Source organism: Streptomyces sp. NPDC004667 (assembly GCF_040609475.1).
Classification (GTDB): domain Bacteria; phylum Actinomycetota; class Actinomycetes; order Streptomycetales; family Streptomycetaceae; genus Streptomyces.
In genome coordinates this window covers 20,516-32,935 of sequence record NZ_JBEXKC010000033.1, presented here as the reverse complement: position 1 = coordinate 32,935, position 12,420 = coordinate 20,516, and the positions used below count along the sequence as shown (strand labels likewise).

General features: G+C 73.1%; 12 protein-coding genes and 1 riboswitch. Of the genes, 4 read left to right on the top strand and 8 right to left on the bottom strand.

From position 1 onward, the window contains the following. Positions 1-63: 63 nt before the first annotated feature. A complete protein-coding gene (locus ABZW32_RS20065) occupies positions 64-696 on the top strand; it encodes a DUF6368 family protein (RefSeq protein ID WP_356217650.1) in 633 nt (210 codons plus the stop codon). A 129-nt stretch (positions 697-825) separates the two neighbouring features. Here the strand turns inward: ABZW32_RS20065 and ABZW32_RS20060 are convergent, their stop codons facing one another. Then, on the bottom strand, positions 826-1,842 hold the full coding sequence (locus ABZW32_RS20060; RefSeq protein WP_356217648.1) for a hypothetical protein: 1,017 nt from the start codon (positions 1,840-1,842) through the stop codon (positions 826-828). Positions 1,843-1,871: 29 nt separating this feature from the next. Beyond that, positions 1,872-2,414 (bottom strand): GNAT family N-acetyltransferase, encoded by a 543-nt coding sequence (locus ABZW32_RS20055; protein ID WP_356217646.1) that lies wholly within the window; start codon positions 2,412-2,414, stop codon positions 1,872-1,874. A 190-nt stretch (positions 2,415-2,604) separates the two neighbouring features. Between ABZW32_RS20055 and ABZW32_RS20050 the strand changes: the two genes are divergently transcribed. After that, entirely contained in the window at positions 2,605-2,781 is a 177-nt protein-coding gene (locus ABZW32_RS20050; protein WP_356217644.1) for a hypothetical protein, read from the top strand. A gap of 68 nt (positions 2,782-2,849) precedes the next feature. Continuing rightward, complete coding sequence (locus ABZW32_RS20045; protein WP_266839246.1) at positions 2,850-3,149, top strand: hypothetical protein; 300 nt, start codon at positions 2,850-2,852, stop codon at positions 3,147-3,149. 872 nt (positions 3,150-4,021) lie between these two features. On the opposite strand, the gene ABZW32_RS20040 is transcribed toward ABZW32_RS20045, so the two are convergent. The 5 genes from ABZW32_RS20040 to ABZW32_RS20020 all read right to left on the bottom strand — a co-directional run bounded on the left by ABZW32_RS20040 (position 4,022) and on the right by ABZW32_RS20020 (position 9,130). Beyond that, positions 4,022-5,452, bottom strand: coding sequence for a DUF445 domain-containing protein (locus tag ABZW32_RS20040; protein WP_356217642.1), 1,431 nt, complete (start codon positions 5,450-5,452; stop codon positions 4,022-4,024). 72 nt (positions 5,453-5,524) lie between these two features. Then, positions 5,525-6,205, bottom strand: a complete 681-nt coding sequence (locus tag ABZW32_RS20035; protein ID WP_356217708.1) for a DUF1707 domain-containing protein — start codon at positions 6,203-6,205, stop codon at positions 5,525-5,527. Between the two features lie 213 nt (positions 6,206-6,418). Continuing rightward, positions 6,419-7,378, bottom strand: a complete 960-nt coding sequence (locus tag ABZW32_RS20030) for an ATP-binding cassette domain-containing protein (RefSeq protein ID WP_356217640.1) — start codon at positions 7,376-7,378, stop codon at positions 6,419-6,421. A 2-nt stretch (positions 7,379-7,380) separates the two neighbouring features. Continuing rightward, positions 7,381-8,250, bottom strand: a complete 870-nt coding sequence (locus ABZW32_RS20025; RefSeq protein WP_356217638.1) for an ABC transporter permease — start codon at positions 8,248-8,250, stop codon at positions 7,381-7,383. A 94-nt stretch (positions 8,251-8,344) separates the two neighbouring features. Continuing rightward, positions 8,345-9,130, bottom strand: a complete 786-nt coding sequence (locus ABZW32_RS20020; RefSeq protein ID WP_356217706.1) for an ABC-2 family transporter protein — start codon at positions 9,128-9,130, stop codon at positions 8,345-8,347. 347 nt (positions 9,131-9,477) lie between these two features. On the opposite strand from ABZW32_RS20020, the gene ABZW32_RS20015 reads away from it, so the two are divergent. Next, positions 9,478-11,970: a transglycosylase domain-containing protein gene (locus ABZW32_RS20015; RefSeq protein ID WP_356217636.1), complete on the top strand. Its 2,493-nt coding sequence runs from the start codon at positions 9,478-9,480 to the stop codon at positions 11,968-11,970. A 6-nt stretch (positions 11,971-11,976) separates the two neighbouring features. Here the strand turns inward: ABZW32_RS20015 and ABZW32_RS20010 are convergent, their stop codons facing one another. Further along, positions 11,977-12,297 carry a multidrug efflux SMR transporter gene (locus ABZW32_RS20010; RefSeq protein ID WP_356217635.1) on the bottom strand — a complete coding sequence of 107 codons (321 nt, stop codon included), beginning with the start codon at positions 12,295-12,297 and terminating at the stop codon, positions 11,977-11,979. A gap of 32 nt (positions 12,298-12,329) precedes the next feature. Continuing rightward, positions 12,330-12,396: riboswitch (guanidine-III (ykkC-III) riboswitch) on the bottom strand. Positions 12,397-12,420 lie beyond the last annotated feature (24 nt).

The window sequence follows — 12,420 nt, the reverse complement described above, 5'->3', positions numbered from 1 at the left end:
ATGCGGTGCGGCGTGCGAAACAACTCTGAGCAATGGCGGAACCGATCGAACTAAGCTCCCAGCATGTCTGGTCCGACGTTGGTGATCGAGTTGGCGGAGCCGCTGTCTCCAGCTGTGCTAGGGGAGTTCCGCGCGTTGATGGTGGGGCTCTCCTCCCACTTCGAAGAGAAACGGCCCGGTTTCTTCGACGTCAATGTGCCCGCAGAACGACTGGGGGTCGAGGATGGACGAGACGGGGACTGGCGAAAGCCGTTCCCGCTCTCGCTCCTCGGTAGCGCTTCCGCGGACGAGGGGCTCGCAGCCCTCGTGGGATTCAATCCGCAGCGCGAGGACTGGCGTAGGCCCTTCTATGTCTACTTGATGGGCCCGGGAGTCGGCGACGAGGGCATCTTCGAAGCTGAGCACGCCGACGAGCCCGAGGTGGTGGCTGTCCTCGGCTTCAGCCCGACCCATGCCGTCAACGTCAGCGCCGGCTGCAATCGCGCCATCGACCACATGTCCACGGCCCTGCTGACCGCCGCGGTCATGGATGTCATCGGAGGTGTGGCCAAAGCCGAACTGCTGGACGGACAAGCGTCGGTCGTCGCGTCCCTTCCGGGGGTGCTGGGGATCACGGACGGCGACGGAATGGTTCTGGGAACGGCGGAGTTCCTACGCGGCTGGGTCGAGCACCCCGCCTTCCGGCTGCTCAAGTAGCTACCCCCGATCCGCCCACCAAGAGCCGGCGGTCGGATGGACGCCCCACACCGATCGGACGTGAGCCATCACGTCCAACCAGCGTGGGGCCGCTCCACACCAACCCGTTGATCGCATCCGGTCGCCGCACTAGCCACCCGAGGCTTGGGAGAACAGCGGCAGGGCCAGCTGTTGGTGGCCGCGGGCCTGGGCTGTGGGTGGGGTTCGGCGGGGGGTGGTGAGGGTGAGGAGGGTTCGGAGGGCTGCGATGACTTCCGCGGGGGTGTCGCGGATCATCGACGGGGTCGCGCTGACCACCAGGACTCCGTGGGCTTCCAGGCGCAGCCGGCGCCGGAGCGTGGCGTGCCAGGCGTCGCGGGTGTAGTGGTACTCCGCCGAGTCGATCTCCAGGGCCACGCCCTCGTCGGGCCAGTAGGCGTCCGGGGTGGCCAGGAAGGTGCCGTCCGGGGTGTGGAGGCGGGCGTTCCACAGGGGTGTGGGGAGGTCGGTCCCGGTGAGGACGTCGCGGGCGCGGGCCTCGGCCACCGAGCGGACCCCCGCGAGGAGTTCCGTCGCCGCCGCGCGGATCTCGGGGCGGGCCAGGAGGCGGGCGGCGCGGAGTTCGGCGTGCAGGTCGTGCGGGTGGCACCAGCCGGCCTGGACGACCTGGGCCAGTACCGAGCGGATCCGGTCGGGGTGGGCAGCGCGGGCGGCGAAGTCGGCGGCGGCCCGGACCGGGCGGGTGCTGGGGATGCCGGACACCGTGAGGGTGCGGGGCCAGCGGCTGGTGGGCCGGGGACGGACCTGCGGGAGCGCGGCGAGCCGGCGCGGGGCGCGGATCACGACGTCGGCGGGGACGTCCGGGGCGTCCCGGATGCCGAGGAGCGCGAGGGCGGCGGCGCCGGTGAGGGCGGCCGTGTCGCCGGAGAGGGGGTCCGCGGCGGGCTCGGCGGCGTACAGGACCGCGGCCAGGGCCCGTTGACGGTGGTCCGGCGGGCCGGTCTGGAGGAGGTAGACCCGGGGCAGCAGGCGTTGCCAGGGGCCGCCGGGGCGGGTGCGGGAGGTGAGGGTGGCGCCGGGGACTCCGGCGGTGGTGGTGAGCTGGTGGCGGGTGGCGAGGCCGAGCTGGCGGCGGGCCACGGGTACGGGCTCCCTGAGCGTGATCATGGCCCCGGTATGCCCGTGCGGGCGGCGGTCTACCTGTCGCGGCCCGGGTGATCGGGGGACAGGAAGACGACCACACCGCTCTCGGTGCCCGGCAGGGCGGACACCTCGTGCCAGCCCAGGCGGCGGTACGTGGCCACCGTGTCGGTGGCCAGCCGTGAGGTCAGCAGCCAGGCCCGGCGCTGCGGGGCGTCCGCGGTGATCTCGGTGAGCAGGGCCCGGCCGGTGCCGTGGCCGCGCGCGTAGGCGCGTACGGCGAGTTCGTCTATCTCCAGCGCGCCGACGAGGAGTTCCCCGACGCGTTCCGCGCCGAGCTGGGCGGCGACCTGCGGGTAGGCGCGGGTGCGCGGGAAGGGGGCGCCGGTCAGCCAGCCGGTGGCGAACCCGTCGATGCCGGTCTCGGACTGGGCGAAGGCCGTACGGAATCCGGGGCGCCGGACGTCCGCCTGGAGGCGCGTCGAGAACTGGCGAATGGTTTCTTCGCCTTCGTTCCAGGGTGGGGCGGAGAAGACGTCCGCGTAGGCGTCGACCAGCTCGTCCGCGAGGTCGAGGACGGCCCGTCCGTAAGAGATCACGCTGTCGGCTCCTGGGGGAGGGGTGGAGGTGGGGGTGGGGAGGGTGGTGAGTTGAGGGGGTTTCCTCCTGGAAGACCGAATCTACGCCCAGGAAGTTCCCGCTTCCGTGGGTGCGCAGAAACGGCGAGTGTGCGACAAATCGGCCGCGCGGCGTCCGTGTCGCGGATGAGGGTGGGGCGTTGAGCAGCCCGTGGACAGACTGCTGCGGGCGGCGGGCCGGTGCGCGCTCGCGTTCCTCCTCGTCCTCGGGATCGTGGCGCTGCTGCCGCGCGCGGTGCGGGAGGCGGTGCCGGACGGCGTGGTCGGCGGGGCCGTGCTCCTGCTCGGGGCGGTGGGTGTCCGGCGGGCGTCGAGGGGCCCGCGTTAGCCTCGTAGGCGACCTATCGCATCATCGAATGATCGAATCGGCAGACAAGAAGAACGAGGGAGTTCGACATGGCGCGGGTACCGAGTTCCGTGGTGGCGGCGGCCGGCCTGGTCGGCGGCTACGCCGTCGCCCGCTGGACCAAGAAGCGGCCCCTGGGCGGCGTCGTGCTCGGCGCGGCCGGGCTCGTGGCCGGACGGGAATGGCACCGTCGGGGCGGCACCCCGGCGGCGGCCGGGCTGGGGGCGCTCTACCTGGCCGGCTTCGCGGGGGCGCACCCGCTGGCGAAGAAGGTCGGCGCCTGGCCGGCGGTCATCGGCGCGGCCGGGGTCGTCGCGGCGACGTCCTGGGCGGTCGCCGACCGCGGCTGACCGTGTGTACGGGTGTCGGCCGTGGCCGGCCTGCGTACGGTCTGCCGTGGCCGGCTCGCGTACGGGTCTGCCATGGCCGGCCTGCGTACGGGCCGTCTGCGGCCTGCCTCATGGCGCGGGCGGCGACCGGCAGGCCGGGTGCACGGGGCGGTCGTCCGGACCGCCCGCGCGGGCCACACCTGCAGGCCGGTCGTGCGCGCCTCCCCTGTGGGCCCGTCGCGCAGACCGTGCGCGCGGGTCATGACTGCAGGGCATTGACGCAGGCTGGTCGGGCAGGCCAGGGCCGTTGGCCGGCGATGCATGAGCCGCGCGTGCGGGCCGGGTGCGCGGACCAGTGACGCAAGCCGGTCCGGCAGGCCAGGGCCGTTGGCCGGGCGCACGCCGAGCGAATAGGCCGCCTGCGTAGGCCGGGCAGGCCGCGTGGGCCCGGGGGGTGGGCCGCGTCGGTGGCTGGGGCGGGTGAGCCGCTCAGGTGGACCGCGCCCGGCGGCCAGGGTGGGTGAGCCGCTCAGGTGGGCCCGGCGGGTGAGCCGTTCAGGTGGGCCCGGCGGGTGAGCCGTTCAGGTGGGCCCGGCGGGTGAGCCGTTCAGGTGGGCCGCGTCCGCTGGCCCGGCGGGTGGGGTGCAGGTGTGGGTCCGACCCCGCCGGTGGACACGGGGGACGGTGGGGCCGGGCCGCCACCGGGGCCCCTGGGCCGGAGGAGCCCGGGAGGGGTCAGGCGCCGAAGGCCCGGGAGGGGCCCAGGGCCGGTGGCGGCCGGAGGAGCCCAGGGCCGAAAGGCTCCGGAGGGCCCGGGGCCGAAGGCGCGGGAGGGCCCGGGGCCGAAGGCGCGGGAGGCCCGGGAGGGCCCGGGGCCGAAGGCCCCGGAGGGGTCAGGCGCCGAAGGCTTGGGAGATCGTGTAGATCAGGAGGCCCGCCAGGGCTCCGACCACCGTGCCGTTGATGCGGATGAACTGGAGGTCGCGGCCGATGTGGGCCTCGATCTTGCGGGAGGTGTGCTCCGCGTCCCAGCCCGCCACCGTGTCGGTGATCAGCGAGGTGATCTCGGCGCGGTACGTCGTGACCACGTACACCACCGCCCCCTCGATCCAGCCCTCCAGCTTGTCCTGGAGCCGGCCGTCGGTGGCCAGCCGTGCCCCCAGGGCCATCAGCGACGACCGCACCCGCAGCCGCAGCTCGCTCCGCTCGTCCTCCGCCGCCGAGATCATCATCGACCGGATCGCCGTCCACGCGGAGGCGATCACGTCCTGCACCTCGCCCCGCGCCAGGATCTCGGACTTGAGCCGCTCCACCCGCGCCCGCGTCGCGGTGTCGGACTGGAGGTCGGCCGCGAAGTCCGTCAGGAAGCGGTCCACCGCCCCCCGCGCCGGGTGGTTCGGCATGTCCCGCATCTCCGTGACGAAGCGCAGCAGCTCCTTGTACACGCGGTCGCCGATCTTGCGGTCCACGAACCGCGGGGTCCAGCCGGGGGCGCCGCCCTGGACGGCGTCCATCACCGAGTCCCCGTGGGTGACGAGCCAGTCGTGGGCCTTCGCGCAGACGAGGTCGACGGCCCGGTGGTGGCCGCCGTCGGCGACGACCCGTTCCAGGGTCTTGCCGAGGCCCGGCGCGATCTCGGCGGTCTCGGCCCGCCGCGTGATCGCCTCCCCCACGACGGCCTGCACATCGGAGTCCCGCAGCACCGTCAGGGCCCCGCGCAGCGCCGTGGCGAGCTCGGCCGTGACCCGGTCGGCGTGCTCCGGCTCGGCCAGCCAGGAACCGAGCCGGCCGCCGATCCCGAGCGCGTGCAGCCGGGCGCGCACCACGTCTGCGGAGAGGAAGTTCTCCCCGACGAACTCCCCGAGGGAGACGCCGAGCTGGTCCTTCTTGGTCGGGATGATCGCGGTGTGCGGGATCGGCAGGCCGAGGGGCCGCCGGAACAGCGCCGTGACCGCGAACCAGTCGGCGAGGGCACCGACCATGCCGGCCTCGGCGGCGGCCGCGACGTACCCGGCCCAGCCGCCCGCGCCCCACGCGTGCTGGGCGTACTTCGCCAGCACGTACACCAGCGCGACCAGGAGCAGCAGCCCCGTCGCGGTGGCCTTCATCCGGCGTACGCCGTGCCGCCGCTCCTCGTCCGAGGCGTTGAAGACGAACGCGCCGCGGGCCGGTGGGGGCGCGGCGCGCGCCCTCGTACGGACGCCGCCCGCGGTGTCACCCGCGCCGCCGTCACCGCCGCCGCCGCCGTCGTCACTGCCGCCGTCGCCGCTCTTCACGATGTCCACGTGCTCCTGCCTTCCCCCGGTGGCCGGTTTTGTCTGCATAGCATCCGACTCCCGGGAGGCCCGGGGAGTTCCCGGCGCGCCGTACGACGGCGGGTGCGGCACGTACGACGGCTAGAGCTCCTTGCGCGGCTTGCCGCCGTCCAGCGGCTTCGAGCCCTTGGGCGCCTTGGTGCGGACCTCCACCCCGCCCCAGAAGGCCAGGCCGTTCACGATCACCCGCGGGGCGCCCGGCTGCGGCACGGTCTGGGCGCCGCTGTGGTCGAAGGCCCCCATGACGCCGATGCCCCGTACGTCGACCTGCACGCCCGGCGGGACCGTGATCTGGATGCCGCCCATGATCGCCACACAGGTGATGACCACCTCGGGCTCCGCGAAGTCCGCCTCGCGCAGGTCGAGCTCACCGCCGCCCCAGACGGCCACCGCGTTGAAGCGCGCCGGGACGACCCAGCGGCCCTTGCGCTGGAAGCCCGACATGACGGCGACGGCCGTGGAGGAGGTCCCGGAGCCGCCGATCCGGCCCGGCCAGGCGGCCGCACCCGGCGCCGGCGCGGCCGCGGGAGCGGGGGCGGCGCCGAGCGGCGCCGAGCCGGGTACGGGCGGCAGGTCCCGGGTCAGCGGTTCGAGCTCCACGTACGTCCGGGACTTGTACGCCGCCTCCAGCCGCTCCCCGAACTCCTCCATGTCCAGCCGGCCCTCGGCGACGGCGTCCCGCAGCCGCTCCACCACCCGTTCGCGGTCGGCGTCGGACGCCCTCATCGCGGGCACCGCCGCCTCCGACCGCGCGGGCGCCATCTCGGGCGCCGCCGCCTCGGGCGTCGCCTTCTCCAAAGAAGGCTTCTCCAACGAAGGCCTCTCCGGCGAAGGCCCGTCCAGCGCCACCTTCTCCGCCGAGGGCTTGTCCAGCGATGGCTTCTCCGGCCGCTCGTCACTCATGTGGGCCACCCTATGCAGAGACGCGGCCCAGTTGAATGCCCCACCCGCCCCCGGCTCCGCCCCACCGGCCGCTCACCCCCGCCCCGCGTAGATCCGCGCGATCACGTCCTCGATGTCCGGCTCCCGCACCGACAGGTCCAGCAGCGGGTACCGCCCCGCCACCTCCGCCACCAGCGGCGCCGCCGACACCCCCGCGGGGAACGCCAGCCACTGCCGGGCCCCCTCGACCTTCACCACCCGCGCCCCCGGCACCTCGACCGGCGCGAGCTCCCGCTCCAGGTCGACCACCAGCGTCCGCTCGCCCTCCCCCATCGCGTGCAGCCCGCCCAGCGCCCCGTCGTACATCAGGCGCCCGTGGTCGATCACCATCACCCGCTCGCACAGCTGCTCGATGTCCTGGAGGTCGTGCGTGGTCAGCAGCACCGTGGTCCCGAGCTCCTCGTTCAGCTGCCGCAGGAAGCCCCGTACCTTCGCCTTGCTGACCACGTCCAGCCCGATCGTCGGCTCGTCCAGGTACAGCACCTCCGGATCGTGCAGCAGCGCCGCCGCGATGTCCCCGCGCATCCGCTGCCCGAGCGACAGCTGACGCACCGGCACGTCCAGCAGCGCGGCCAGGTCCAGCTGCTCGACGCAGCGCTCCATGTTCCGCGCGAACCGCGCCTGCGGGATCCGGTACATCCGCCGCATCAGCCCGTACGAGTCCTTCAGCGGCAGGTCCCACCACAGCGTGGTGCGCTGACCGAACACCACCCCGATCCGGTGCGCGAGCCTCACCCGCTCCCGCGCCGGGTCGATGCCCGCGACGCGCAGCCGGCCGCCGCTCGGGGTGAGGATGCCCGTCAGCATCTTGATGGTGGTGGACTTCCCCGCGCCGTTGGGCCCGATGTAGCCGACCACCTCACCCCGGGCGACCTCGAAGCTGATCCCGTCGACGGCCCTGACCTGCCGTTTCTCCCTCCGCATCAGCCCCACCCGACGGCGTACGTCGAAAACCTTCTCGATCCCGTCCAACGAGATCAGCGGATCCGCCACGACTAGCTCCCCGTGCTTCGGTACGAACGGACTCCCGCGCGCCACGCCAGCGACGCGGGCAGGAACAGCAGGAAGGCCACCAGCGGACTCAGGAACGCGGTCCACTGCGGCAGCCCCAGCGGAACGGGCCGCCCCAGCACGTACAGCGCGGGCAGCCAGTTGACGAAGGCGAGCGGCACGACGAAGGTCACCCCGCGCAGCAGGTCCCGCCCGAACACCGTCGGCGGGTACTGGAGCATGGTGCAGCCCCCGTAGGTGAAGGAGTTCTGCACCTCCGCCGCGTCCCCCGCGATGAACTGGAACGCCGCCCCGGCCACCAGCACCGCCGCGAAGATCCCCGTCCCGGCCACCACCATCACCGGGACCAGCAGCACCTTTCCGGCCGTCCAGTCCACCTCCAGCACGGAGATCCCCCAGGTCATCACCGCCAGCCCCTGCGTGATCCGCCCCAGCCGGCGCAGCGCGAAGCGGTCGGCCGCGACCTGCGCGAGGACCGGTACGGGGCGCACCAGCATGGTGTCGAGGGAGCCGTCGCGGATCCGGACGCCGATCCGGTCGGTGTTGCCGAGGAACAGGTCGGCGAGGCCGAGGGAGGCCGAGCAGGTCCCGTAGAGCAGGGCGATCTCGGGCAGCGTGAAACCGCCGAGGGCGTCGATGTGGGAGAACATGACGGCGATCGCGACGAAGTCGAGCAGGGAGCTCACCGCGTTGCCGAAGGTGGCGAGGAGGAAGGACGCCCGGTACGCCATCGTCGACCGGATCCACATCGCCACGATCAGCCGGTAGCCGCGCAGCCCCTCACGGGCCCGTCCGCGCCACGAGACCACGTCCCGCACGTCCCGGGCGTCCCGGGCGTCCCGGGCGTCCCGCATGCCCGGCACACCCCGCACGTCCCGCACATCCCCCGCGTCCCGCACATCCCCCGCGCCACCGGCCCCGACCACCTCACCCGGTACCCCCACGGCGTCAGCCACCCTGGATCACCACCTTCCGCGTCGCCGCCGACTGCACCAGCCGACCCGCGCCCAGCAGTACGAGCGCCCACCCGGCCTGGAACCCCAGCGCCCGCACCGCGCCGCCCGCCCCCGCGTGCGTACCGAGCAGCACGTCCAGCGGGACCTGGAGCATCGCCGACCACGGCATCAGCCGCACCAACTCGCCGAAGCCGCCCGGGAACACCGTCAGCGGCAGCAGCATCCCCGAGAAGAAGATCGTCACGACGGAGGCCATCATGTTGATCCCTGCGCCGTCCATCAGCCAGAAGGCCGCCAGCCCCAGCAGGTAGCGCACCGCGAAGCTGACGGTGAGGGCGAGGGCGACGGACACCGCGAACAGCAGCCAGCGCGCCGGATCGGCCGGCAGCGCCAGCCGGAAGGCGAGCGCGCCCGCCAGCAGGGGCAACACCCCCCGCCCCAGCAACTGGAAGGCGGCCCGCCCGAGATCGGCCGCCAGCCACCACAGCTGGAGGTCCACCGGACGGTAGAGGTCGACGGCGATGTCACCCGTACGGATCCGTTCCTGCACCTCTTCCTGGAAGCCGCCGCCGAGCAACGAGGCGGCCGCCAGCATGGCCTGGCTGACCCAGACGAAGGTGAGCGCCTGCGCCTGGTCGTACCCGCCGAGGCCGGGACGCTCGTCCCACAGGGCGATGTACGTGTACGCGACGATGAAGCCGAAGACGGTGTTGGTGAAGACCCCGGCGGCCGTGGCCGTGCCGTAGGTGGCGTAACGCCGGAACCCGCCCGCCGCCACGGCCGCGTAGAGCCACGGCCTGTGCCCTCCGCGACCGCCGCCGGGACCCCCGTCCGAGACCCCGCCGGAGCCCCCGTCCAAGCTCCCGTCCAAGGCCCCGTCCAAGCCCCCGCCGGGGCCCTCCCGGACGCCCTCGCGCCGGGCCCCGCCGTGCCCCGCTCTCTGCCGCACCGTATCCCTCCGTTTCCCCCGTCGTTCCTACGTCGGCCAAAGCGCGCGAGCTTAGTGCGGAGGGGCGAGCCACGCGACCGTTTTATGCCCGTCCGGAGCGGAATCAACGGCCATCGGGTAGACACACCATGAGGTACGGAAGTGGATGTTTCGCACGGTCACGAGGAGTCCCGGCGATGAGCGACCAGTCACCACCCCCGGGCTGGCCCCCTCGCGACCCGGACACCCCGCAGGAGCCTCCCGGCGACGGCGCCCGGGACGGCGCGCCCGGCGCGCCCGGCGCGCCCGGCGCCCCGCCACCCCCGGGCCGACGACCGACCGCGCCGGCGAACGGCCGTCGCCGGCGCACCGGATGGCGCCGCGCCCTGCCCACCTGGCGCATGCTCCTGGGCGGCCTCCTGCTGCTCGCCCTGCTCGTCGGCGGCGCCCTCGTGGCCGGCTACCTGCTGGTCGACATCCCGCCCGCCAACGCCGCCGCCACCGCGCAGTCCAACGTCTACCTCTACTCCGACGGCTCCCAGATCGCCCGGGACGGCGAGGTCAACCGCGTCAACGTCCCGCTCTCGCAGGTCCCCCGGAGCGTCCAGGAGGCCGTACTCGCCGCGGAGGACCGCGACTTCTACTCCGAACGGGCCGTGGACCCCAAGGCGATGCTGCGCGCCGCCTGGAACACCGCGACCGGCAAGGGCACCCAGTCCGGATCGACCATCACCCAGCAGTACGTGAAGAACTACTACCTGGGCCAGGAACAGACGTTGAAGCGCAAGGCCAAGGAGTTCTTCATCGCGATCAAACTCGGTCGTGAGAAGTCCAAGGACTACATCCTCGAGGGGTACCTGAACACCAGTTACTTCGGGCGCAACGCCTACGGCATCCAGGCCGCCGCCCAGGCCTACTACGGCAAGGACGTCACCAGACTGACCGCCGCCGAGGGCGCCTACCTCGCCACCCTCCTCAACTCCCCCAGCGCCTTCGACGTCGTCTCGCACCCCCAGAGCCGCGACCGCGCCGTCGCCCGCTGGAACTACGTGCTCGACGGCATGGTCAAGAAGAAGTGGATGTCCCCCGCCGAGCGCGCCGCCGTCCGCTTCCCCGAGCCCGGGAAGGTCCGTCCGGCCGCCGGGCTGTCCGGACAGCGCGGCTACCTCGTGGAGGCCGTCAGGGACTACATCACCGAGCACGGCATCCTCGACGACAAGACCCTCGCCGAGGGCGGCTACCGGATTACCACCACCATCGACAAGCGGCGCCAGGGCGAGTTCGTCGACGCCGTCCAGAAGCAGATGGTCGACAAGCTCGACCCGGCGGCCCGGCCCGCGGACCGCCTGGTGCGCGCGGGCGGGGCCTCCATCGACCCGGCCACCGGCAAGGTCGTCGCCCTCTACGGCGGCATCGACTACACGAAGCAGTACGTCAACAACGCGACCCGGCGCGACTACCAGGTGGCCTCCACCTTCAAGCCGTTCGTCTTCGCCTCCGCCGTCGAGAACGAGTCCCGCACCCAGGACGGCCGCCGCATCACCCCGAACACCGTCTACAACGGCGACAACAAACGCCCCGTGGTCGGCGGCCGGATCCGCTTCGCGCCCGAGAACGAGGGGCAGGTGTCGTACGGCCCGATCACCGTCAACACCGCCACCGACCTCTCCGTCAACACCGTGTACGCGCAGATGGCCGTCGACGTGGGCGGGGCCAAGGTCAAGTCGACCGCCATCGCCTTGGGCGTCCCGGAGAACACCCCGAACTTCGACGCGGGCCCGGCCATCGCCCTGGGCACCATGCAGGCCAGCGTGCTCGACATGACGCAGGCGTACGCGACCCTCGCCGACCACGGGCGCCGCACCCCGTACACCTTCCTGGAGAAGATCACCAAGGGTGGCGAGAACATCCACCTGCCCGACCGCACCCCGACCCAGGCCATCAGCCGGGAGGCCGCCGACACGACCACCTCGATGCTGGTCAGCGTCGTGGACAACGGCACGGGCACGGCCGCCCTCGCGGCCGGCCATCCGGCCGCCGGAAAGACGGGCACGGCCGAGCAGGACCGCTCGGCCTGGTTCGCGGGGTACACCCCGGACCTCGTCACGGTGGTCTCGATGATGGGCCAGGACCCGGACACGGGCACCCTGCAGCCCCTCTACGGGGCCCTGGGCGAGGCCCGCATCGGGGGCGGCGGCTACCCGGCCCGGATCTGGGCGGCCTACACGAAGAAGGCCCTGGAGGCCACGGACCCGGTGGACTTCGACCTGGACCTCCAGCCGGGCGCGGCCCAGCCCCCGCCGCCCGTCGCGCCGACCACCCCGCAGCAGCCCCAGGGCAGCCGGCCGCCGTCCGAGCCGAGCCCGCCGACGGACGGCGAGACCCAGGGCGGCCGGGACCAGGGCGGGCAGACCCAGGGGGGCCAGGGCCAGGGAGGCCAGACGCAGGGCGGCCAGAACCAGGGAGGCCAGACGCAAGGGGGCCAGGACCAGGGAGGCCAGACGCAGGGCGGCCAGAACCAGGGAGGCCAGACCACCGGCGGCCAGACCCAAGGGGGCCAGACCACCGGAGGCCAGACCACCGGGGGCCAGAACCGGGGCGGCCAGACCACCGGAGGCGAGACGACCGGGGGCGACCCCACGGGCGGAGCGGGATTCCGCCGACGCCCCTCGGCCGATCTCCTGGAGTGACCCGGGTCAGTGCCCGGAGGTGGCCTTCAGCCCCACCACGGCGACCAGCAGCAGGCAGATGAAGAAGATCCGGGCGGCGGTGACGGGCTCCCCCAGCACCGCCATCCCGAGCACGGCCGCACCCGCGGCGCCGATGCCGACCCAGACTCCGTACGCCGTGCCGATGGGCAGCGTCTTGGCCGCGATGGACAGCAGCAGCATGCTGGCGACGATGCCGGCACCGGTGAACACGGACGGCCAGAGCCGGGTGAAGCCCTCGGTGAACTTCATCCCGATCGACCAGCCGACTTCGATGAGACCGGCGACGATCAGCAGAACCCATGCCATGACGAGGCACCTCCGGGACGAGAACGGAAAGGGGTGCGTCGTCTTTGCGTCCTTCAACCCGGTACGGCGCGTCTCGTCGGGGGGATTCCCCACCACCGTAACAAAAGGCATCGAAAAGGGCCG